The organism is Cryobacterium sp. TMT4-10 (assembly GCF_004403275.1).
GTDB lineage: Bacteria > Actinomycetota > Actinomycetes > Actinomycetales > Microbacteriaceae > Cryobacterium > Cryobacterium shii.
The window spans coordinates 1-21,231 of sequence record NZ_SOGU01000002.1 but is presented as its reverse complement, the minus strand read 5'-3'; the positions used below and the strand labels follow the sequence as shown (position 1 = coordinate 21,231).

At 70.5% G+C, this 21,231-nt stretch carries 18 protein-coding genes, 1 tRNA gene and 1 pseudogene; 11 read left to right on the top strand and 9 right to left on the bottom strand.

Features of this window, described 5'->3' with window-relative positions; all coding sequences use genetic code 11:
* Nucleotides 1-49: 49 nt before the first annotated feature.
* The 3 genes from E3T42_RS00095 to E3T42_RS00085 all read right to left on the bottom strand — a co-directional run bounded on the left by E3T42_RS00095 (nucleotide 50) and on the right by E3T42_RS00085 (nucleotide 3,063).
* A complete protein-coding gene (locus tag E3T42_RS00095) occupies nucleotides 50-1,090 on the bottom strand; it encodes an amino acid ABC transporter permease (RefSeq protein WP_134366087.1) in 1,041 nt (346 codons plus the stop codon).
* Between the two features lie 3 nt (nucleotides 1,091-1,093).
* Nucleotides 1,094-1,993 (bottom strand): ABC transporter substrate-binding protein, encoded by a 900-nt coding sequence (locus E3T42_RS00090; RefSeq protein WP_134366088.1) that lies wholly within the window; start codon nucleotides 1,991-1,993, stop codon nucleotides 1,094-1,096.
* Between the two features lie 194 nt (nucleotides 1,994-2,187).
* A complete protein-coding gene (locus E3T42_RS00085) occupies nucleotides 2,188-3,063 on the bottom strand; it encodes a sulfurtransferase (protein WP_370261318.1) in 876 nt (291 codons plus the stop codon).
* A gap of 42 nt (nucleotides 3,064-3,105) precedes the next feature.
* Between E3T42_RS00085 and E3T42_RS00080 the strand changes: the two genes are divergently transcribed.
* From E3T42_RS00080 to E3T42_RS00070, 3 genes are all read left to right on the top strand, one after another.
* Nucleotides 3,106-4,314, top strand: a complete 1,209-nt coding sequence (locus E3T42_RS00080) for an MFS transporter (protein WP_134366089.1) — start codon at nucleotides 3,106-3,108, stop codon at nucleotides 4,312-4,314.
* A 159-nt stretch (nucleotides 4,315-4,473) separates the two neighbouring features.
* Nucleotides 4,474-5,388: an endonuclease domain-containing protein gene (locus E3T42_RS00075; protein WP_134366090.1), complete on the top strand. Its 915-nt coding sequence runs from the start codon at nucleotides 4,474-4,476 to the stop codon at nucleotides 5,386-5,388.
* Nucleotides 5,389-5,524: 136 nt separating this feature from the next.
* Nucleotides 5,525-6,349, top strand: a complete 825-nt coding sequence (locus E3T42_RS00070; RefSeq protein WP_134366091.1) for an aldo/keto reductase — start codon at nucleotides 5,525-5,527, stop codon at nucleotides 6,347-6,349.
* 68 nt (nucleotides 6,350-6,417) lie between these two features.
* On the opposite strand, the gene E3T42_RS00065 is transcribed toward E3T42_RS00070, so the two are convergent.
* Complete coding sequence (locus tag E3T42_RS00065; RefSeq protein WP_134366092.1) at nucleotides 6,418-7,680, bottom strand: CdaR family transcriptional regulator; 1,263 nt, start codon at nucleotides 7,678-7,680, stop codon at nucleotides 6,418-6,420.
* A gap of 233 nt (nucleotides 7,681-7,913) precedes the next feature.
* Here E3T42_RS00065 and E3T42_RS00060 point away from each other — a divergent pair, with 233 nt between their 5' ends.
* From E3T42_RS00060 to E3T42_RS00050, 3 genes are all read left to right on the top strand, one after another.
* The gene (locus tag E3T42_RS00060; protein WP_241975729.1) at nucleotides 7,914-9,704 is read left to right on the top strand and encodes an aldehyde dehydrogenase family protein; all 1,791 of its coding nucleotides are present in this window, start codon (nucleotides 7,914-7,916) and stop codon (nucleotides 9,702-9,704) included.
* A gap of 89 nt (nucleotides 9,705-9,793) precedes the next feature.
* Nucleotides 9,794-11,434 (top strand): AMP-binding protein, encoded by a 1,641-nt coding sequence (locus tag E3T42_RS00055; protein WP_198415996.1) that lies wholly within the window; start codon nucleotides 9,794-9,796, stop codon nucleotides 11,432-11,434.
* A complete protein-coding gene (locus tag E3T42_RS00050) occupies nucleotides 11,431-13,155 on the top strand; it encodes a GMC family oxidoreductase (RefSeq protein ID WP_241975728.1) in 1,725 nt (574 codons plus the stop codon). Before E3T42_RS00055 ends, E3T42_RS00050 begins: the two co-directional genes overlap by 4 nt.
* 112 nt (nucleotides 13,156-13,267) lie before the next feature.
* Here E3T42_RS00050 and E3T42_RS00045 read toward each other — a convergent pair whose 3' ends face one another.
* Together E3T42_RS00045 and E3T42_RS00040 are read right to left on the bottom strand one after the other, a co-directional pair.
* On the bottom strand, nucleotides 13,268-14,254 hold the full coding sequence (locus E3T42_RS00045) for an aldo/keto reductase (RefSeq protein WP_134366094.1): 987 nt from the start codon (nucleotides 14,252-14,254) through the stop codon (nucleotides 13,268-13,270).
* A 9-nt stretch (nucleotides 14,255-14,263) separates the two neighbouring features.
* Nucleotides 14,264-15,130: an alpha/beta hydrolase gene (locus E3T42_RS00040; RefSeq protein WP_134366095.1), complete on the bottom strand. Its 867-nt coding sequence runs from the start codon at nucleotides 15,128-15,130 to the stop codon at nucleotides 14,264-14,266.
* Between the two features lie 94 nt (nucleotides 15,131-15,224).
* On the opposite strand from E3T42_RS00040, the gene E3T42_RS00035 reads away from it, so the two are divergent.
* The 3 genes from E3T42_RS00035 to E3T42_RS00025 are packed head-to-tail and all read left to right on the top strand — an operon-like array spanning nucleotide 15,225 to nucleotide 18,643.
* Entirely contained in the window at nucleotides 15,225-16,115 is an 891-nt protein-coding gene (locus E3T42_RS00035; RefSeq protein WP_134366096.1) for a DUF4349 domain-containing protein, read from the top strand.
* A 22-nt stretch (nucleotides 16,116-16,137) separates the two neighbouring features.
* Entirely contained in the window at nucleotides 16,138-17,304 is a 1,167-nt protein-coding gene (locus tag E3T42_RS00030; RefSeq protein WP_370261312.1) for an acyl-CoA dehydrogenase family protein, read from the top strand.
* Nucleotides 17,297-18,643: a threonine/serine exporter ThrE family protein gene (locus tag E3T42_RS00025; RefSeq protein WP_160141078.1), complete on the top strand. Its 1,347-nt coding sequence runs from the start codon at nucleotides 17,297-17,299 to the stop codon at nucleotides 18,641-18,643. The genes E3T42_RS00030 and E3T42_RS00025 overlap by 8 nt, the downstream gene beginning before the upstream one ends.
* Before the next feature lie 18 nt (nucleotides 18,644-18,661).
* Here E3T42_RS00025 and E3T42_RS00020 read toward each other — a convergent pair whose 3' ends face one another.
* Nucleotides 18,662-18,904, bottom strand: a complete 243-nt coding sequence (locus tag E3T42_RS00020) for a hypothetical protein (RefSeq protein WP_134366098.1) — start codon at nucleotides 18,902-18,904, stop codon at nucleotides 18,662-18,664.
* 184 nt (nucleotides 18,905-19,088) lie between these two features.
* On the opposite strand from E3T42_RS00020, the gene E3T42_RS17405 reads away from it, so the two are divergent.
* The gene (locus tag E3T42_RS17405; protein ID WP_255408599.1) at nucleotides 19,089-19,211 is read left to right on the top strand and encodes a hypothetical protein; all 123 of its coding nucleotides are present in this window, start codon (nucleotides 19,089-19,091) and stop codon (nucleotides 19,209-19,211) included.
* Between the two features lie 87 nt (nucleotides 19,212-19,298).
* Nucleotides 19,299-20,180, top strand: coding sequence for a metal-dependent hydrolase (locus tag E3T42_RS00015; protein ID WP_134366099.1), 882 nt, complete (start codon nucleotides 19,299-19,301; stop codon nucleotides 20,178-20,180).
* A 184-nt stretch (nucleotides 20,181-20,364) separates the two neighbouring features.
* Here the strand turns inward: E3T42_RS00015 and E3T42_RS00010 are convergent.
* Together E3T42_RS00010 and E3T42_RS16525 are read right to left on the bottom strand one after the other, a co-directional pair.
* Nucleotides 20,365-20,437: transfer RNA gene (locus E3T42_RS00010), tRNA-Ala, on the bottom strand.
* 88 nt (nucleotides 20,438-20,525) lie between these two features.
* Nucleotides 20,526-21,231: pseudogene (locus tag E3T42_RS16525) on the bottom strand (hypothetical protein); the annotation flags it as partial.

The following is a 21,231-nucleotide window of genomic DNA, read 5'->3' as shown; positions in this document are numbered from 1 at the left end:
GCAACGGATGCCGCGGCCGGCGTGTTCCGGGCGCTCGGGTTCATGTCGCTCACGACTGACCTCCGGGGTTGGTGGGCGGCGTGGTCTTCGGTTTGATCGTCGGCGGCACGATCACGGTCGGCTGGCCGGAGCCGACGACCGGGACGACGCCGGTGACGACGCCCGTTCCGGTTCCGAGGTCCTTCTTGTCGTCCTGGCGGTCGCCGACCCCGCGGGCGAACCGCTTCTCGAGGAAGTACTGGCCGACCATCAGGATGGAGGTGAAGAACAGGTACCAGATCGACGCCACGATCAACAGCGGGATCGGGTTGAACGTCTCCGCGGAGATGTCCCGCGACCGGGTGAACAGTTCGAAGCTGAACGGCACGGCCGTCACGAGCGACGTCGTCTTGAGCATCGAGATCACCTCGTTGCCGGTGGGCGGGATGATCACCCGCATCGACTGCGGCAGGATCACCCGGGTCATGGTCTGCGACCAGCTCATTCCGAGCGCGGTCGCAGCCTCTTCCTGGCCCGGGTCGACCGCGAGCAGGCCTGCCCGCACGATCTCAGCCATGTAGGCCGCCTCGTTCAGGGCCAGGCCGATGATCGCAATCGTGAATGTGCTCAGCGCCGCGTTGGTCGAGAACGAGACCCAGGGGTCCATGAACGGGATGCCGATGTCGATGGTGGAGTAGATCAGGGAGATCAGGCCCCAGATGGTCAGCTGCACGTAGACCGGGGTGCCGCGGAAGACCCAGAGGTAGAACCAGGCCAGGCTCTTGACCACCGGGTTGGGCGAGAGGCGCATCACGGCCAGGATCACACCGAGGATGATCGCGATCACCATCGAGTAGACCGTGAGTTGCAGGGTAACGACGGCCGCCTGCGAAATGCGCCGGTCGAACAGGTACGTTCCGACCGCCGGCCAGTCGTAGGCGGGGCGGAACGCGGCGTCGACGAGCACGGAGACGAAGACCAGCACCAGCAGGATGGCGAAGACCATCCGCCACGGGTGGCGCAGCTTGATCGCCTTGATCGGAACCGAATGAGCCGGCTCGGTCGGCGGGAGGGTTGCCCCGCCGGTCGGCTTCGGGTTTGTGGTGCTCATGAATTATCCGTTCGCTGCCGCATTGATCGTGATGGTGTCGATCGCCCCGTCGGCCACGCCCCACTTGTCCAGAATCCCACTGTACGTGCCGTCATCCACCATGGACTGCAGCGCGGCCTGCACGGCCTGAGCCAACTTGGAGTCTTTGGCGACCACGATGCCGTAGGGCGCCACGTCGAAGGTCTCTCCGGCCTTCTGCAGCTTGCCCTTGGTCTGCTCGATGGCATACAGAGTGACGGGCGAGTCGGCGCTGAGGGCGTCGGCCTGGCCGAGAATGACCGCGTTGGTGGCGGCATCCTGGGTGTCGTACTTGAGCTTCTCGATCGGCGCCTTGCCGGCGGCGACGCAGGCGTCGCTCTTGGCGGGCACCTCGTCGGTGTCCTCGTATGTGGTGGCCTGCACGGCCACCTTCAGCCCGCAGGCGTTGTCGGGGTCGACATCCTTGCCCGTGGCCGAGGCCCACTGGATGCCGGCGGTGTAGTAGTTGACGAAGTCGACCTTCTTCTCGCGCTCGACGTTGTCGGTGAAGGAGGACACGCCGATGTCGGCCTTGCCGCCGGTGACGCTCGGGATGATGTTGTCGAACTTCGCGACCTGGAACTCCGTCTCCAGGCCGAGCTTCGCGGCGACGGCACTGGCGATCTCGATGCCCCAGCCGATCGGCTCGCCGGCCTCGTTCTTGAACTCGTTCGGCGCGTAGGTGGGGTCGGCGCCCACGACGAGCTTGCCCGTATCGGCGACGTTTGCCGGGACCAGCGCCGCCGCAGCGTCGTCGACCTTGACCTTGCCGGCTGTGGACCCGCCCGAGGATCCACCCGTGCTGGGTGTCGAATTATCGACGCAGCCGGTGAGCATGAGGGCCGTTACGGCGGCGAGGGCCGGGAGCAGGTATTTTGCGCGCATTGCGAAACCTTCTTCGTGGTTTGTCGGATGTTGCTGGTTCGTCTTTGAGCTCCGTGAACAGGATGCGACAGATGTGAGCATATAACAGGTCGCTCACGCGGATTCCGTGCGTAGATAACGTTTTGAGCCAGCCTTACCGAGCGTGGAAGACTCCCTGCGTCCCAGTATGGCAATCCGCGTGTTTCCGGCGGAATTCACGCCGCGGCGTGCGGATCCCCGGTCTCCACCGGGCGCCCGGGCAGGTTCGACCACTGCGACCAGGAGCCCGGGTACAGCGCGAACACGAATCCGGCGATGGTCAGGGCGGCCGCCTCGTGGGCGGCCGTCACCCCCGAACCGCAGTAGACGCCCACGGTGCTTGCCAGCACAGTGCCGGCACGCACAGTGCCGGCATCACTCACGCCGAGGGCCTCGAACCGGGCGCGCAGTTCGGCCGCCGGCCGGAAAAATCCGTCGGCCGTGAGGTTGGCGGCCGTGGGCGCGCTGACCGCCCCGGGGATGTGACCGGCCCGAGGGTCGATCGGCTCCGTGTCACCGCGGTAGCGCTCCGCGGCGCGGGCGTCGAGGAGCACACCCGTGCGGGCCAGTCGGGCGGCGGCATCCGCGTCGAGCACGGGGAGTGAGCCGTACGACAGGGTGACCGTGCCGGCCGGTGCCGGCTCGTCGCCGGTGGCGAGCGGGAGGCCGGCGCGCCGCCAGGCGGCGAGCGCCCCGTCGAGCAGCAGCACCTCGCGCACGCCCGCGTGCCGCAGCAGCCACCAGGCGCGGGCGGCCGACATCCCGCCCAGGTCGTCGTAGACCACGACCGTGTCGGCGTCGGTCAGTCCCCAACGGCGGGCGGCGGCCTGCAGCGCGGCGATGCCCGGCAACGGATGCCGCCCGTCGGGCGGTTCGCCGTGGCCGGCCAGCTCGGTGTCGAGGTCGACGTAGACGGCGCCCGGGATGTGGCCGGCCCGGTACTCCCCGAGCCCGGGCGGGTCGCCCAGCTTCCAGCGCACATCCAGCACGCGGATGTCGCTTCGCTCCGACAGCTCCGTGGCCAGTTCCATGGCCGTGATCAGTGTTCGCACGCGCCCACGCTAACTCACCGGCCGCGGCCTAGACTTGAGTAAGTGAGCAGCTACTGGACCCTTCTGAAGACACCGGGCGTTGCTCGCGTCATCGCCGCCCAACTGACGGCCCGTTTCCCGTTCGGGATGCTGTCGCTGGCGTTCCTGATCCACATCGAGCAGGTCTACGACTCCTACGGCTCGGCCGGCCTCGTGCTCGGCGCCATGAGCATCGGCCAGGCCATCGCCGGACCGCTGACCAGCCGCCTGATGGGCCGCTGGGGCATGCGCCCGGTCATCCTGGCCACCCTGATCGTGTGCGCGAGCTCCATCGTGACGATGGCCCTGGTGACCCTGCCCATCTACGCATTGATGGCCATCGGCCTGGTCGCAGGGCTGTCCACGCCGCCGATCCAGCCGGCGGTGCGCACCATCTACCCGAAGATCGTCAACTCACGCCAGCTGACGCCGCTGTTCTCGCTCGACGCGTCGGCCCAGGAGATCATCTGGGTGCTGGGCCCGGTGATCGCCACCTTCGTGGCGATCCAGGTCAGCTCGGTGGCCGGCATCCTGCTCGCCGCCGTGTTCCTGGTCGGCGGCGGCGTCTGGTTCCTGGCGCTGCCCGAGGTGGGCCGCGTGCGCATCCCCCGCAGCCGCCGCAAGCTCGGCGTCGTGCTCAAGCGCCCGCCGGTGCTGCTGAGCACCATCGTCGGCTTCATGCTGGTCGCCGCCTGCGCCGCGGTCGAAGCCGGCGTCGTCGCCGCGTTCGGGCACGGCAGTTCGGACTCCGGCTGGGTGCTCGGCATCTTCGCGGCCGGATCGCTGATCGGCGGCCTCGCCCTCGGCCACGCCCCGATCGGGCCGTGGGCCCTCGCCGTACGGATGCTGATCGTCACCGTCGGCCTGAGCCTCGCCACCCTGGGACTGAGCTTCTGGTGGCTCGCCGCCACGCTGCTGCTCGCGGGCATCGGCATCGCCCCGGCGTTCGCCGTCTTGTTCGGGATCGTCTCCGCCAGCGTGAAGTTCAGCGACACCGCGGAAGCCTACGGCTGGGTCGGCACGGGCCAGCTGATGGGCGCCGCGATGGGCTCCGCGATCGCCGGGTTCATGATCGACCACAGCGGCGCCGGCGCGGCGATCCTGGTCGCGGCCGGTTTCGCGGCGCTCGGCACGCTCATCCCCGCGCTCGGCCGCCGCTGGCATCCCGACCTCCGCGGCCGCGACGCGAGCCCGATCCCCGACACCGCCCCCATCCAGGTGCAGGTCTCCTAGCCGCTCCCGGTCCCCGCCTCTTCGCCGAGCGGTGAGTTCGGCTCCTGTTTTTCGTGTTTTGAGGAGACTTCCTCACGGCTCGGCGGCGGGAGTGACCGGGTTTTGCGGGGCCTGTGGAGAGATCGAGCGGGCGGATGCCGCGTGGGACATCCTCGAGGCATGTCGCCGCACAGCCCGCTGCCGCCCGAATTCGGGGATGAACCGTTCCTGGTCGGCCGGGCGCTCGACCTGGGCGTGGGAAAGAACCGCCTCGGGGGCCGCGATCTCGCCAGGCCGTTCCGCGGCGTGCGCGTGGCCGGTGCCCCTCCGGCGTCGATCAGCGAGTTGTGCCGCGCCTACACGGCCCGGATGCCGCCCACCCACGTGTTCAGCCACGTCACCGCGGCAACGCTGCACGGCCTGCCTCTGCCGCATTGGGCGCTCGCCGATTGCCGCCTGCACGTCACCGTGCCGGCCGCGCACCGGTCGCCGCAGATGGCCGGGGTCGTCGGGCACGAGCTGTGCGAGCGCCTGATGGATGTCGAGCTGATCGACGGGCTTCCGCTCACGACCCCGCGGCAGACCTGGATCGACCTCGGCCCGGTGCTGGATCGCGGGTCTCTGATCGCCGTCGCCGATTTTCTGTGCGCGGGGCAGCATCCGCGATACACGCCCGGGGAACTGCGCGCCGCCGTCGCAGGCCTGGCCGGGCGCCGGGGCATCCGTGGTCTGCGCGAAGCGGCCCTGTGCAGCCGCGCGCGGGTCGATTCGGCCAAGGAAACCGAGACCCGCCTCCTGCTCCTGGACTCCGGGGTGCCCGAACCGGTCGTGAATTTCGAGGTGACGGATACCGCCGGATGCTTCGTGGCCCGGGTCGACCTCGCCTGGCCGGCCTGGCGGGTCTGCGTGGAGTACGAAGGCGAGCAGCACCGCACCGACCGCAGCCGGTTTCGCTCCGACATCACCCGCCGGGAGCGGCTGGAGGATCTGGGCTGGCGGGTCATCCGCATCACCGACGACGACCTGATGCACGGCGGCCGGGAGTTCCTCCGCCGGGTACGCGTCGCCCTCGCCGCGCGCGGCTGCCTCTTCTGAGCACCGATTTCTTCGCCGAGCCGTGAGCATCGCCCCCGTTTTCGCTGAAAAGTGGGGCGATGCTCACGGCTCGGCGGAATATGCAGGCCCGTCGGGTGGCGCATCTGACGCGCGGCCGGAGGGGCAGGATAGGGGGATGACGTTCTCACCTCTGCTGCGACTCAACGACGGACACCTCATCCCCCAGCTGGGCCTGGGCGTGTACAAGATCGCGGATGCCGCGGCCGCCGACGCCGTGCAGGTCGCCCTCGAGGCGGGCTACCGCCACATCGACACGGCAGCGCTCTACGAGAACGAGACCGGGGTCGGCCAGGGCATCGCGCGCTCCGGCCTGCCTCGGGAGGACGTCTTCGTCACGACCAAGGTCTGGAACGACCGTCACGGCACGGAGGAGACCCTGCGTGCCTTCGACGAGAGCCTGGCCAGGCTCGGCCTGGACTACGTCGACCTGTACCTGATCCACTGGCCCGCGCCCAGCCAGAACCGGTACGTCGAGGCCTACCGCGCGCTCGAGACGCTGCGCGCCGACGGCCGGGCCCGCTCGATCGGGGTGTCCAACTTCCACACCCACCACCTGGACCGCCTGCTGGCCGAGACGGATGTCGTTCCGGCCATCAATCAGGTGGAGCTGCACCCGTGGCTTCAGCAGTCCGCCGTGCGCGCGTACGACACGGCCCGCGGCATCCTGACCGAGGCGTGGTCGCCGCTGGCCCGCGGCCGCGCGATCGGGGACGAGACCCTCGACGGCATCGGCGCCAAATACGGCAAGTCGGCCGCGCAGGTCGTCATCCGCTGGCACCTCGAGCTGGGCACGGTCGTGATCCCGAAGTCGGTGACGCCGTCACGCATCCGGGAGAACCTGGACGTGTTCGACTTCGCCCTCGACCCGCAGGATCTGGCCGCCATCGCCGCCCTCGACTGCGGCGAGCGCACCGGCAAAGACCCCGACGACCTCGACTGAACCGTCAGCACCGGGCCGTCAGCACCGGGCCAACGACCTCGACTGACCGCGGAGACTGAGCTGGGGTCTCAGCCCGCGAGCCGCACCGCCCGGAGGGCCGCGTAGAGTTCCGCCGCCTCGATCGGCCGCGCCGTCGAACGGCCGGTCAGCTCCTCGACCCGGCCGAGCCGGTAGAGCACGGTATTGCGGTGGCAGTGCAGCCCACGGCCGGTCTCGGCCGTTGAGCCGTCGGCCGCGAACCACGCCTCGAGCGTGGCCAGCAGCAGGTCGGCATCGTGGGCGGCGAGCAGATCGCCGAACACGCACTGCTGCAGCTCGGCCGCGTAGTCCGGCTGCGTGACCAGCAGCAGGTCGAGCGGGGCGGCACCGTAGGCGTGCGCGCCGACGCCCGCCGGCGGCAGGCAGCCGACCGCCAGCCGGGCCTGGCGCAGGGCGTCCGGCGCCCCGCCGATCCCGGTGAACGGGCGACTGACGCCCACCCGGGTGGTCGCCGCGGCATCAAGGATGGCCAGCCCCGTCGCCGCGCCCGCCTCCGGCGAAGCACTGAGGATGCCCACCTGGTCACCCTGCAGCGCCGTCCACGCCGATGCCAGTCCGGCCGCCCGGAGGGTCTGCACGATGCCCGGCAGGGACGCCTCGCCCGTGCCGCTCAGCTCGGCGGCCACCAGAACGAATGTGCCGTGCTCCGGCAGCCCGAGCGTGCGCAGGGCCCGGCCCGCGTCGGCGGGCGGCGCGCTGCCATCGAGCAGGCTCAGCAACATCAGGCTCCTGGCCTGGCGGTTGCGGCGCTCCTGCGCGTCGACCACCTGCCGATAGGCCTCGGCGGCCGCACTCGAGAAGGTGTCGATCATGCCCCACACCTCCGACGAGACCAGCAGCAGGGCCTCAAAGCGCTGCGAGGCCACGGACCGTCTGACCAGCTCCTCCCAGATCTGCAGGCCGGCCAGCCGGTAGGCGTGCAGCAGGCTCGCCATCGGGATGCCATGCTCCGCCTTCACCTGTCCAGCCCGCCGCGGCGCGTCCAGGATCGACAAACCGGTTGTCACGCCGGTCTCGAGATCGATTGCCCCGTCGGTTGCCGCGCCGGTTGCCAGGCCGGGTGCCAGGCCGGGTGCTTCGCCCGCCTGCAGGGCCCGGATCAGAGCCGTGATGTTCTCGCTGACCACGGACCGGAGCAACTCGAACGGCAGCAGGCTGCTGTCCGAGTAGGCCTGTTCGGCGCCGACGATCTGGGCGCACACGGCATCCGTGAGCGTGTCGGCCGCGTCGAGCAGACCGGTGAAGAGTTCTGCCGTATCGGTGCCGGGGAGGGTTGCCTGCTGGTCAGTCATCCCTGAATCCTAGAGCGGGCAACCGGCACTTTTGTGCCGCCGCACAAGGATGCGCCCCGAACTGGCGGCGACCGCCTATGGCGCGCAGCATCGCCGCCCTACAGAGTTGACCCCAGCCAACCAGCGACGACCGTGTCCTGCGTGCTCGGGCAGACCCTGCCGGAGAACCGGACGCCCCGCCGACGGATTGTGCCGGAGACCAGTCCACCGTTCGTCACAGACCAGGGGAACCGATGACCACGACCGAGCCCATGCCCGTACCAGCACCCGCACCCGCACCCGCACCCGCTACAACCGCACCCGCACACGCCACCACCACGGCCGCCGCCGCCGAGATGTTCGCCCGGGCCGACCGGATGATCGCCGAGCTGGCCGCCGGGGAGCAGCGCTGGGCGCAGACGACCCTGCCCCAGCGGGTGGCGCTGCTCGCCGAGGTGCACGCCGCGGTCGCCGCGCAGGCCGAAGCCTGGGCCACCACCGCCAGTCGCATCAAGGGCCTCGACGCCGACTCCCCGCTCGGGGGCGAGGAATGGATCTCCGGCCCGTACCCGCTGCTCACGGCCGCCGCGACCCTGCAGCAGAGCCTGACCCGCATCAGCCGGGGCACGAGTCCGCTCGCCGGAGCCCGGTTCGGCCGCGCTCCCGGCGGCCGGGTCACCGTGCGGGTCCTCCCGCACACGGCGCACGAGGCGCTGCTGCTGCACGGGTTCACGGCCGAGGTTTGGATGCCGCCGGGCGTCACCGCCGACACCGTGCGTTCCCGGGCCGGTCTGGCCGAACTGCATCCCGAACGCACCGGTGGCATCGGGCTCGTGCTCGGGGCCGGCAACATCACCTCGATCCCGCCGTTGGACGTGCTCTACGAGCTGGTCGCCCACAACCGGGTGGTACTGCTGAAACTGAACCCCGTGCTCGAGGCCATGCTCCCCGTCTACCAGGCGGCCCTCGCGCCCCTGATCGAGCACGGCGTGCTGCGGATCCTGACCGGCGACGGCATCCTGGGCGGCTACCTGGCCCACCACCCGGGGATCGTGCACGTGCACATCACGGGCAGCGCCGCCACCCACGACGTCGTCGTCTACGGCGCCGGGCCGGCCGGCGCCGAGCGGCGGGCCGGGGGGTCTCCGCTCCTCGCCAAGCCCATCACCAGCGAACTCGGCGGAGTCGCCCCCATCATCGTTCTGCCCGGCAACTGGAGCCGCAGGGACCTGCGCTACCAGGCGGAGCATGTCGCCACCCAGCGGCTGCACAACGGGGGCTACAACTGCATCGCCGGGCAGGTCGTCGTCCTCAGCCGAGACTGGGCGCAGAAGGACGCGTTCCTGGTCGAGCTGCGGGCCGCGATCGGCCGCACCCCGGCCCGCCCGGCCTGGTACCCCGGCAGCGACGGCCGCGTCGCCAAGGCCGCCGCCGCCTACCCGGGCGCCGAGCGCCTCGGCGACGGCGGGCGTCTCCTCGTCGTCGTCGGCGCCGGAGACCCGTCGGCCATCACCGCGACCGAGACCTTCTCCCCCGTGCTCGGCGTGATCGAGCTCCCCGGAACCGGGGCCGAGTTCCTGCACGCAGCCGTCGAGACCGTCAACCGGGACTTCCTCGGCACCCTCGGCGCCAATATCATCGCGGAACCGCGCACGATCAAGAGCCTCGGCGCCGGATTCCGGGAGGCCGTGGCCCGGCTCCGCTACGGCACCATCGCCATCAACACCTGGACCGGCCTCGGGTTCCTCACCGCCGCCGCACCCTGGGGAGCCTACCCGGGGCACACCATCGACGACGTGCAGAGCGGGATCGGAATCGTGCACAACGCCCTGCTGATCGATTCCCCCGAGCGCACGGTCGTGAGCGGCCCGTTCCGCCCGTTCCCGCACTCGGTGCTGCACGGCGAGTTCGCCCTGTTCCCGAAGCCGCCGTGGTTCGTCACCTCCCGCAGCGGTGCCGCGACCGGACGCCTCCTGTCCCGGTTCGCCGCGCATCCGTCCTGGCTGCGGATGCCCCGGGTCTTCGCCTCCGCCTTCCGCGCCTGAGCCCGCGCCGCACCCGCTGCCCCCGTCCCACCTGCCCCGCCCACCTGCACATTCGTTTCACCTGCCGCCCATCAAAGGAGATAGCCGTGGTGTTCACCAGTCCGATTCCTGAGGTCGAGATTCCCGACCTCAGCGTGTTCGAGTACCTGTTCGGCGGGATCCTCGAGGCGGACCTCGACCGGGTCGCCCTGATCGACGGCCCGTCCGGCGCCGAGACCAGCTACCGCGGGCTGCTGGCCCAGATCACCGGCGTCGCCGGGGCCCTCTCCGCCCGCGGCATCGTCGCCGGCGACGTCGTGGCACTTCACTCCCCCAATGTGCCCGCGTTCGCCGCCGTCTTCCACGGCATCCTGCGCGCCGGCGCCACGGCCACCACCGTCAACGCGCTGTACACCGCCGAGGAGATCGCCGCCCAGCTGCGCGGTTCCGGGGCGCGGCTGCTGTTCACCGTCTCCCCGCTCCTACCGCAGGCGCTTCAGGCCGCCGCGAGTGCCGGACTCGGCGCCGACCAGGTGATCGTGCTCGACGGCGCGCCCGGCCACGCCTCGCTCAACGACCTGCTGCGGGAGGCACACCCGGCGCCGAGCGTCAGCATCGACCCGGGCACCCACCTGGCCGTGCTGCCGTTCTCCTCCGGCACCACCGGGCACCCCAAGGGGGTCATGCTCACCCACCGCAACCTGGTCGCGAACGTCGCCCAGTCCCTGCCCCTGATCGGCGCGACCCCCGACGACCGGGTGCTGGCCGTGCTGCCCTTCTTCCACATCTACGGCATGACGGTGCTGCTGAACATCGCGCTGGCCGGCCGGGCCGGCCTGGTCACGATGCCGCGGTTCGACCTGCCCGACTTCCTGCGCTTCATCCAGGACTACCAGGCCACCTACGTGTTCATCGCGCCGCCGATCGCGGTGGCCCTGGCGAAGCATCCGCTGGTCGCCGAGTACGACTTCTCAAGCGTGCACACCATCTTCTCCGGGGCCGCCTCACTGAACCACACCCTCGGCGCGGCCGTGGCCGAGCGGCTGGGCTGCCGGGTGCGGCAGGGCTACGGGATGAGCGAAATGAGCCCGGTCTCGCACGCCATCCCGCTGGACCGCGGCGACATCCCGCTGGACTCGGTGGGGCTGACCCTGCCGAACATCGAGTGCAAGCTGATCGACCCGGAGACCGGCGCCGAAATCCACCAGCCGGCCGAGGGCACGAGCGCGCCCGGCGAACTGCTCTGCCGGGGCCCGAACATCATGCTCGGCTACCTCGGCAACGACGCCGCCACCGCCGAGACCCTCGACGCCGACGGTTTCCTGCACACCGGCGACATCGCCACGGTCAGTTCCGACGGCTACGTCACGATCGTCGACCGGCTCAAGGAGCTGATCAAGTACAAGGGCTACCAGGTGGCCCCGGCCGAGCTCGAGGCGCTGTTGCTCGGGCATCCGTTGATCTACGACGCGGCGGTGATCGGCGTGCCGGACGACGCGGGCGAAGAGGTGCCGAAGGCGTTCGTCGTGCTCCAGCCGGATGCCGCGCTCACCGGCGACGAGGTGATGGCGTTCATCGCCGGGCAGGTGGCGCCGCACAAGAAGGTGCGCCGGGTGCAGTTCACCGGTCAGATCCCGAAGTCTTTGTCGGGCAAGATCCTGCGGAAGGACCTGCGCGCCGCGGAAGCCCTGCTCGCCGAGGAAGCACTGTCCACGTCCGACGCCCAGGCCCCCGGGAAGGTGCTCCGGTGAGCCGCGTGAATTCGAACCGGGAGAACCCCGTCGCCGAGACGTTCGACTATGTGATCGTGGGGGCCGGCTCCTCCGGATCCGCCCTCGCCGAGCGCCTCAGCGCCGACGGCACCTCGTCGGTGCTGCTCCTGGAGGCCGGCCCGGTCGACCGGAAAGCGGAGATCCACATCCCCGCGGCCTTCTCCCAGCTGTTCCGCTCCGGCCTCGACTGGAACTACGACACCGTGCCGCAGCCCGCCCTCGGCGGCCGCAGCGTCTACTGGCCGCGCGGCAAGGTGCTCGGCGGTTCCTCGTCGATGAACGCCATGATGTGGGTGCGGGGTTTCGCCGCGGACTACGACCACTGGGGCGACATCGCCGGGCCGGACTGGTCCTGGTCCTCGCTGCTGCCCTATTTCCGCCGGGTCGAGCGGGTCGCCGGGCCGACGGATGCCGCGCACGGCCGCCGCGGTCCCGTGCGGGTGCAGCGGCAGCGCAGCCCGCGGTCCCACACCGGGGCCTTCCTCGCCGCCGCGGCCGAACTGGGCCTCACCGTCGAGGCCGCGAACGCCGCCCAGCCGGACGGGTTCAGCCAGACCATGGTCACCCAGCGCCGCGGCTCCCGGGTCAGCACCGCCGACGCCTACCTCAAACCCGCCCGGAAGCGGCGCAATCTCACGGTCCGCACCGGCGCGCACGCCACCCGGGTGCTGTTCGAGGGCACGCGCGCGATCGGGGTGGAGTACCTGCGCGGCGGCAGCCTGCGCCGGGTGCTGGCCCGCGAGGAGACCGTGCTCTCCGGCGGGGCCGTGAACACGCCCCAGCTGCTGATGCTCTCCGGCATCGGCGACGCCGACCAGCTGCGCCGGCACGGCATCGCGGTTCTCGCCCACGCACCGGAGGTCGGCGCGAACCTGCGCGACCACCTGCTGTCCGGCCTCGTCGCGGAGACCACCCGGGACACGCTCCTCACCGCGCAGAAGCCGGGTGAGATCGCGGCCTACCTGCTGCGCCGCCGGGGCATGCTCACCTCGAACGTGGCCGAGGCCTACGGCTTCATCCGCACCCGCCCCGATCTCACGCTGGCCGACATCGAGATCATCTTCGCCCCGGTCGCCTACGTCGGCGAGGGCCTCGTGCCCACGCCGGCCCACGGGCTGACCGTGGGCGCCATCCTGCTGCAGCCGAAGAGCCACGGGCGTGTCACGCTCGCCTCGGCCGACCCGCTCGAGAAGGCCCTGATCGACCCGCGCTACCTCAGCGACCCCGAGGGAGCCGACCGGGCCACGCTGCTGGCCGGGCTCTCCTGGTGCGAGCGGCTGCTGCAGGCGCCGGCACTGCACGCCGCCACGACCGGGCGGCTGATCATGCCCGTCGACAGCGCCGCGCTGAGCAGCGCCGACCGGCTGGCCCGGGCCCTCGACGACCACGCCCACACGCTGTACCACCCGGTCGGCACGGCCCGGATGGGCGCCGACCCGGCCTCGGTGGTGGACCCGGAGCTGCGCGTGCGCGGCGTCGACGGCCTCCGCGTCGCCGACGCGTCGATCATGCCGATGATCATCCGCGGCCACACCAATGCGCCCGCCATCGTGATCGGCGAGAAGGCGGCCGATCTCCTCCTCGCCGCCCGAGGCCGGTCTCGCCAGGCCCACCCCGCCCGCCGCGACGGCGCCCGCTCCGGTTCCAGTTCCAGTTCCAGTTCCGGTTCCAGTTCCAGTTCCAGTTTCGGTCAGGAGTAGCCGCAGCGACAGTGCCCGTTCCGGTCGAGAGTGACCGGCGGAACGGGCACTCTCGACCGGAAAGGTAACAGCGGCGAGGCTGCTTAGCCGGGGGCTGCTTAGCCGGGGCTGCTTACCAGCGCGGGTGGATCTGGTCGCGCAGCATCCGGTCGTAGATGTCCTGCACGCCCTCGTGGAACGCGAGGCTCAGCTCGGGGACCGAGCCGGCGGCGGCGTTGCCCTGCGCCTGTTGCACCGACCGGGCGCCGGGGATGACGGCGCTGACGCCGTCGATCTGGGCCACCCAGGCCAGCGCGGCCTGGGCCGGAGACAGGCCTTCGGGCACCAGGGCCGCGAACTCGGCCGCGGCCTTCAGGCCGGTCTCGTAGTCGACGCCCGAGAACGTCTCGCCCACGTCGAAGGCGCTGCCGTCCCGGTTGTAGTTGCGGTGGTCGTTGGCCGCGAACGTGGTCTCGCGGGTGTACTTGCCGGTGAGCAGGCCGCTCGCCAGCGGGACCCGGGCGATGATGCCGACGCCGGCGGCGCGCGCGGCGGGCACGACGGCATCCAGCGGCTTGAGCCGGAACGCGTTCAGAATGATCTGCACGGTGGCCAGTCCCGGCCGCTCGATCGCGGCGAGCGCCTGGTCGCAGGTCTCGACGCTGACCCCGTAGGCGGCGATCGCGCCCTCGGCGACGAGGGTGTCGAGGGCGTCGTAGACCAGATCGGACTCGACGACGTCGGTGGGCGGGCAGTGCAGCTGCACCAGGTGCAGGGTGTCCATCCCGAGGTTCGTGCGGGACCGGTCCGTCCAGGCCCGGAAGTTGGCCAGCGAGTAGTTCTCGGCCAGCTGGTCGACCCGGCGCCCCATCTTGGTGGCCACCGTGAGGGTGTCCTCGGCGCTGCTGCCGGCGAGGAAGCGCCCGATGATCTGCTCGCTGCGGCCGTCGCCGTAGACGTCGGCGGTGTCGAAGATCGTGACGCCCGCGTCGACGGATGCCGCGAGCACCGCGGTAGCGTCGGCCTCCGACACGTCACCCCAGTCCGCTCCCAGTTGCCAGGTGCCCAACCCGATCACGGAGACGGTTCGGCCGGTTCTTCCCAATGTGCGTGTGTCCATTCCCTCAGCCTAATCACCGGGGCCGGGACTGCGGACGGACGCGGCGGGCGCGGCCGGTTCCGACTGGTCGATCACCCCGACCAGCGCCCGGGCCAGGCGCGGCCGGATGAGGTGGTCGTTGGCGTCGACGCGGTGCATGGTGACGTGGCGCATCCGCTCGATCACCGTCATGCTGCCCGCGGCGAGGAACGCGTCGAGGGTGCCGTAGACCACGTCTACGGGCAACTGAAGACTCGCGATGTCGCTGACCAGGGTCTGGTTCTCGATGCAGTTCTCCAGCGATTTCACGAACGGCGTCCAGTTGCGCTCGGTGAGTTCGAAGATGCCTCGGGGCAGGAGCCGGGTGATGATCGCCGCGTTGGCGAGGGTGAACTCCTTGTTCAGCCGGAGGAAATCATAGGCGCGCAGGTAGGCGCTCACCCTGGCCCGCACCCAGCGGTCACCGATCTCGGCCGGAGACAGGTACACCGGCGGCCCCACCAGCACCACCCGGGACACCCGGGTGCGGCGGGACGACCGGGTGCGGGGCAGCGCCGCGAAGCGGGCCACGATCAGGCTGCCAAGGGAATGTCCCACCAGCATGAAAGGCTCCCGCAGCTTCAGCGAGCGGATCGTGGCGGCGAGCGCGTCGACGTGGTCTTCGAGCCGGTACTCGCAGCCGTCGGGGGCCGGCGACTTCCCGAAGCCGAGGATGTCCAGAGCGATCACGCGGTGGCTCCGCACGAGCAGCGGCACCACTTCGCGGAACGTCTCCGACGACGACGCGATGCCGTGCACCAGGATCACGACCGGGCCGCTCCCCTCATCCGTCGCGACGTGCAGGAGCGGCGGGCGGCGGGATCGGAGCCGTTCGGTCAGGTCCGCCCACCAGGTCATGGTTCAAGTATGGTCGGGTCGGGCGGCAACCATCGAGACTGGATCGTGATTTACGTCCGGACACCAGCACCGAGCGCAGCCTTACAGTGAGGCCATGAAGCGTTTCTCCCTGACGTGCGCGGTCGTCCTCACCGCCCTCCTCCTGGCCGGATGTACCGCGCCGGGCGCTTCAACCGGCTCCGCCCCGTCGAGCGAGGGATCCGGCTCGTCCGACCAGTCCGACCAGTCCGGCCAGACGGATCAGTCCGGCAAATCGATTCAACCCGGTGACGCCGTGGCCCCGGAGGGCAGCACGGGCAATGTCACCTCGGAGAACCGGGACGTGATCACCACCGGGTCCGTGTCCATCACCGTGGACGACCCGATCAAGTCCGCCCAGGCTGCCGTCACCATCACGGAGCAGGCCGGCGGCCGGATCGACAGCCGCACCGAGAACCCGGCCACCGACAACCAGCCGGCCAGCGCCAACCTCGCCCTGCGCATCCCGTCCGACGAGCTAGACCGCACCCTCGCCGAGCTGAAAAAACTCGGCACGGTGAATTTCGTGTCGCTCAATGCCTCGGATATCACCCAGCAGACCAAGGACCTCGATGCGCGCATCACGTCGCTGCAGACATCCGTCGATCGCCTTCTCACCCTGATGCAACAGGCCACCAGCACCACCGACCTGATCGCGATCGAGAGCGCCCTGGCCAGCCGGCAGAGCGAGCTCGAGGGCCTGCAGTCCCAGCGCGACTACCTCGCCGATCAGGTGGATTTCTCGACCATCAGCCTCGACCTGTACTCGACCGGCACGGTCGCCCCCGGCTCCCCTGACGACTTCTGGACCGGGATCCTGGCCGGCTGGAACGCCCTCGTTGCTGCCCTGGCCGCCGCGATGGTGGGCGTCGGCTTCGCCCTGCCGTGGCTGCTGGCCCTGTCCCTCGTCGCCGCGATCGTCGGCCTCGTCGTCTGGTTGTCCACGCGGAGGCGCAAGGCCGATTAGGCCGGAGGTTAGGCTGGAGTACGTGATTACGCCCGCCAGCCCTTCCCCCCTCGGCGACGAGCTCCTCCTGCGCATCCGGTCCCGCGCCGCCGGCCACGACCGGGACAACACCTTCCCCACCGACGATCTGGCCGACCTGACCGCGGCCGGTTACCTCCGAGCCCTGGTTCCGGTCGAATTCGGCGGCCTCGGCCGCAGCCTGAACGAGGTGGCTCGCGACCAGATCCGGCTCGCCGCCCATGCCCCGGCCACGGCCCTCGCCGTCAACATGCACCTGGTCTGGACCGGCGTGGCCCGCACCCTGCACGCCCGCGGCGACGACTCGCTCGCGTTCGTGCTGCACGGCGCCGCCGCCTGCGAGGTCTTCGGGTTCGGTGTGAGCGAACCAGGCAACGACCTGGTGCTGTCCGGGTCGATCACCGCGGCCTCGCCGCAGGCCGACGGTGGCTACCGGTTCACCGGCACCAAGATCTTCACGACCCTCTCCCCCGCCTGGACCCGGCTGGGCACCATGGGCCTGGACACCGAGTCCCCCGACGCGCCGAAAATCGTGTGGGCCTTCATCGACCGCACCGACCCGGGAGTCAGCCAGAAGGACGACTGGGACACCCTGGGGATGCGGGCCAGCCAGAGCCGCAGCACCGTGCTCAGCGAGGCCTCCGCCCGCCCCGACCGGGTCTTCCGCCGCCTCGACCCGGGGCCCAACCCGGACCCCCTGCTCTTCGCGATCTTCGCCAACTTCGAGATCCTGCTGGCCGCGGTCTACACCGGCATCGGCCGGCGCGCGGTCGAACTGGCCGTGGATGCCGCCGGGCGGCGCACCTCGCTGAAGAACGACGGCCGCACTCTGGCGCAGGACCCCGACATCCGCTGGCGGGTTGCGGATGCCGCGATGCTGATGGATGGCCTGTACCCGCAGGTCGACGCCCTCGCCCACGACGTGGACGCCGGCGTCGATCGCGGCCGGCAGTGGTTCCCCCTCCTGTCCGGGCTCAAGCACCGCGCCACCGAGACGGCCCGGCAGGTCGTCGACCAGGCCCTGCGGGTCAGCGGAGGTTCGTCCTACTTCGCCGGCAACGAGCTGGGCCGGTTGTACCGCGATGTGCTCGCCGGGATCTTCCACCCCTCCGACGCGGAATCCGCACACGCCACCGTGGCCGCGGCCTGGCTGGGCCCGCTCGATGTCTGACGTCACGCGCGCGATCAATGTCTTCGACAGCGCCGCCTACACCCGCTCGGTCCTCGACCTCACCATGCGGCTCGCGGAGGTCATCTTCGCGGCCGGCGCCGGCGCGGAGGACGCCACCGCCGCGATGGAGGCGATCACCCGCGCCTACGGGCTGCGGGGAACCGAGGCCAATGTCACCCACACGATCATCGCCCTCACCTACGAGGACCCGGCCACTCACGAGTCGGTCACCCGCAGCCGAAACGTCAAGTACCGTTCGCTGAACTACAGCAAGCTGACGGCGACGAGTGAGCTGATCGCCGAAATCCTCGATTCGCCACCGGATGTCGCCGAAGCCCGCAAACGGCTGGCCACCATCGTCAGCGCCAAACCCCAGGTGCCCGCGCTGTTCCGCCGCCTGGGCTGGAGCCTCGTCGGTGCCGGCGCCGGCGCGCTGATCGGCGGCGGGCCGGTGGTCTACATCGCCGCCTTCGTCGCCACCTTCTTCATCGACCTGATCACGGCGTCCCTGGAGCGGCGGCAGGTTCCCGTGTTCTACCAAAACGTGGTCGGCGGGGCGATCGGGCCGATCGTCGCGGCGATCGTGGCGCAGATCGACCCCTCGGCGAACCCGTCTCTGGTGGTCATCGCGACCATCATCATGCTTCTCGCCGGCGTCACCACCTTCGGCGCCGTGCACGACACCCTGTCCGGCTTCTACCTGACCGGGACCGCCCGCATGCTGGAGGCGCTGCTGATCACCGGCGGACTCGTCACGGGTGTGGCGGGCGGGTCGCTGCTGCTGGCCCGGTTCGGGCTGCAGTTGCAGGTCGACGCGAACCTGGCGCCGACCCTGGCCGATCTGCCGGTGCTGCTGACGGCATCCGTGGTGATCGTGATGGGGTTCGCCCTCGGCGTGCAGGTGCCCTGGCGGGCATTCTGGGTGGTCTGCCTGCTCGGCGCCGTCGCCGAGTTCTTCTATCTGGCCGGGGCGAGCGCCGGTTTCGGCCTGGTCTGGTCCTCGGCGATGAGCGCCGTGGGCGTCGGGCTGCTGGCCGCGATCGCGGCGCGGATCGTGCGCACTCCCCCGCTGGTGATCGTGGTGTCGGCCCTGGTGCCCCTGGTGCCGGGCCTGATCCTGTTCCGCGGCCTGCTGGAACTGTCCGACGGCAACATCGACGGCTTGCTCAGCATGCTCACCGCCGGCGCCGTGGCCGCGGCGCTGGCCGCCGGCGCCATCCTCGCGCAGTACGTGGTGCAGTTCGTCTGGGGTCCCGCCCGCAGGCTGCAGCGCCGGTTCGTCGGCCCGCTGATGGCGTTGCCGGTGCGGCTCGGCCGCGGTCCGGGCAAACGGATCTAGCCGGTCGGGGATGCCCGCCTAGTTGGGGACATCCGCTTCGCCCTTCTCGTCGTGCACGTCTTCGTCGAAACGGTAGGCAATCGGCTCATCGGTCACCCGGCCGATCTTGAAGCGACGTCGGGTGGTCACCCCGTCCTCCTCGATCTGGAGGACGACCTCCTGCTGGTACTTCCCATCGACGTATTCGAGTTCCCGCGGCGTGCCGGCCGCGATCACGTTGGGGCCGAAGAAGATTGCCTGGTAGGTGGCCTTGTCGCTCATCTTGAGTTCCTCTCTGCGGGGTGGAGCCGACACCGGCGGAGCGGCCCGCTCGGGTGCAGCCTACGACGGGGCCGCGAAGTTGCACAGGGGCCGGGTTCCGGCGGAACTGGAAGGTGCCCTTTCGCGGTAACCCGCGTAGGGTCGAAGTCACGGTGCCGCTGGGGCTCGGTTCGAAGGAGTACACATGGCTGACAAATCACCCAAGAAGGACGCATCCAAAAAGGTTGCCGGCAAGTCCTTGAAGGAGAAGCGTGCCGACAAGCACGCCAAGGCGAACGAAACGACCGAGAAGGCACGCAAGGCCTAGGGTCGCCTCCACGATTAAACTCAGGGTGTTGCCGCGGATGCCGCGGCAACACCCTTTTTCGTCCCGTCGTCCCGAAAGGACCTGCCGATGACCCTTCCCTCCCTGGACACCCGGGTGGACTACCCGGCCGGGTTGACCCGTCTCACCGCGACCGTGCTGCACGTCGAACCGCGTGCCGAGGGGCTGGTCACTGGACTGGTCGCCGTGTTGCTCGACGCCACCCCCGTGCACCCGGTGGATGCCGGCTGGCCTGATCAGGGGCCAGACCGGGCCGTGCTGCGCGCCGCGGCAGCCGAGTTGCCGGTGGTGGACTGTGTGGTCGGAGCGACGGACGGGACGGCGCTGTATCTGGGCCGGGACATCCCGGTGCAGAAGGGAACGGCCGGGTGGGCGTTCGTCGTGGTGCATCTGCTGTCGGGCGATGCCGCACCGGCCGAGGGGCAGATCGTCGAGGTCGAGGTCGACGCCGACTACCGCACCCGGATGTCCGCGGGCCACACCGCGTGCCACCTCGCCGCGCTCGGCCTGAACCTGGCTCTGGCCGACCGCTGGAAGAAGGAGGTGCGCGCCGACGCGCTCGGCAACCCCGACTTCGACGGCACCGCGATCGATGTGTCCCTGATCGGGGAGAACCAATCGGTCGACACCTACCGGCTCGGCAAGTCCCTGCGCAAGAAGGGGTTCATCACCGAGGGCCTGGCCGAGGCGCTGCCCGAGATCCAGGGCGCCCTGAACGCGACGCTGGCCGAGTGGGTGGCCACGGGCGCGAGCGTGCACATCGACGCTGACGGCCCGCTGCTCACCGACCGCCGGTACTGGGTCTGCGACCTGCCGGGACAGAGCGCGCGGATCCCCTGCGGCGGCACCCACGTCTCCTCCCTGGCCGAGCTCGGGGCCGTGCGCGTGGCGCTGTCCACCGCCGACGTGGAGGGCACGACCGTGCTCACGATGGCGACGTTCGTCGGCTGACCAGGAGCCGGCCGCGTCAAACCAATTCGACGGAGATACTGCTCTAAAAACACGCTTTTGCCCCGTTTGGGACGGACTTGGGCAGAATCTCCGTCGAATTCGTTACGACTGCGATCCGGCACGACCTGGAAAACAAAAATGCCCGGCTGGCCAGGGAACCTGGCTTGCCGGGCATTTCAATCGGTGGAGCTAAGGAGATTCGAACTCCTGACCTTCTCATTGCGAACGAGACGCGCTACCAACTGCGCCATAGCCCCTAACCGCTTATGCAGAATATCACGCGCGGCCGATGACTTTTGCCGCCGGGCCGTCAACGGCAGGAAAAGCCCGGAATGATTCGGCTGATCAGCCGACGGCGCGACGCCGACGCAGCACGGCGTCGAGATCGCTCATGCCGGGCGCGGTCTCCCCGACGACACCCATCGACGCGAACCTGCTGGTCGCGGCCGCGGGGGCCGCAACGGGGGCCGCAGCCGCCGACGGCCGTCTGAGCGGGGTGGCGGCCACGACCAGCTGGGCGGCCCTCCGGGCCACCTCGGCTTCGGCAGCGGCCTTGCGCAGTTCCGCTGCGGCCTCCACGGAGGCCATCGCGGTCTGGGCGACGGAGCCGCGCGAGAGATGCATCGGCAGCGGCAGCGGATGCGGCGTCCAGCTGTGGGCCGCGACCGGTGTTTCCTCGAGCTGCACGGGCTCGAACGTCTGCCCGACCCGCGACGCGGTGGCGGATTCGCCGGTTCCGACCCCGGCGGCGTGCCCCTCGTGGGCGCGCCGAGCGGTGCGGGCCAGGCGCGACAGGGCGCCGAAGGCGAGGGCAGCCAGGACGAGGCCGCTGACCAGGACCGCCCCGGTTCCGCCGGCGGCGAGGGCGAAGGCGCCGGAGACGAACAGGACCACTCCGGTCAGAAGGAACAGGGAGGTCACTGCGCGCACGCGGCGCAGGCGGCTCGCTTTGCCGGCCGCACCGGAAGCGGCGGGCCTGGCGAGCGCGGAACGGCCTGCAGCGGCCTGGGCCACGGCCGCACGCTCCGTCGCGGAACGGGCCGCGGCGGCC

Coding starts and splice junctions, on each gene's coding strand:
- E3T42_RS00095 (WP_134366087.1), bottom strand. CDS start 1,090: ATGAGCACCACAAACCCGAAGCCGACCGGCGGGGCAACCCTCCCGCCG.
- E3T42_RS00090 (WP_134366088.1), bottom strand. CDS start 1,993: ATGCGCGCAAAATACCTGCTCCCGGCCCTCGCCGCCGTAACGGCCCTC.
- E3T42_RS00075 (WP_134366090.1), top strand. CDS start 4,474: ATGTCGCCGCACAGCCCGCTGCCGCCCGAATTCGGGGATGAACCGTTC.
- E3T42_RS00070 (WP_134366091.1), top strand. CDS start 5,525: ATGACGTTCTCACCTCTGCTGCGACTCAACGACGGACACCTCATCCCC.
- E3T42_RS00065 (WP_134366092.1), bottom strand. CDS start 7,680: ATGACTGACCAGCAGGCAACCCTCCCCGGCACCGATACGGCAGAACTC.
- E3T42_RS00060 (WP_241975729.1), top strand. CDS start 7,914: ATGACCACGACCGAGCCCATGCCCGTACCAGCACCCGCACCCGCACCC.
- E3T42_RS00045 (WP_134366094.1), bottom strand. CDS start 14,254: ATGGACACACGCACATTGGGAAGAACCGGCCGAACCGTCTCCGTGATC.
- E3T42_RS00040 (WP_134366095.1), bottom strand. CDS start 15,130: ATGACCTGGTGGGCGGACCTGACCGAACGGCTCCGATCCCGCCGCCCG.
- E3T42_RS00035 (WP_134366096.1), top strand. CDS start 15,225: ATGAAGCGTTTCTCCCTGACGTGCGCGGTCGTCCTCACCGCCCTCCTC.
- E3T42_RS00025 (WP_160141078.1), top strand. CDS start 17,297: ATGTCTGACGTCACGCGCGCGATCAATGTCTTCGACAGCGCCGCCTAC.
- E3T42_RS00020 (WP_134366098.1), bottom strand. CDS start 18,904: ATGAGCGACAAGGCCACCTACCAGGCAATCTTCTTCGGCCCCAACGTG.
- E3T42_RS17405 (WP_255408599.1), top strand. CDS start 19,089: ATGGCTGACAAATCACCCAAGAAGGACGCATCCAAAAAGGTTGCCGGC.
- E3T42_RS00015 (WP_134366099.1), top strand. CDS start 19,299: ATGACCCTTCCCTCCCTGGACACCCGGGTGGACTACCCGGCCGGGTTG.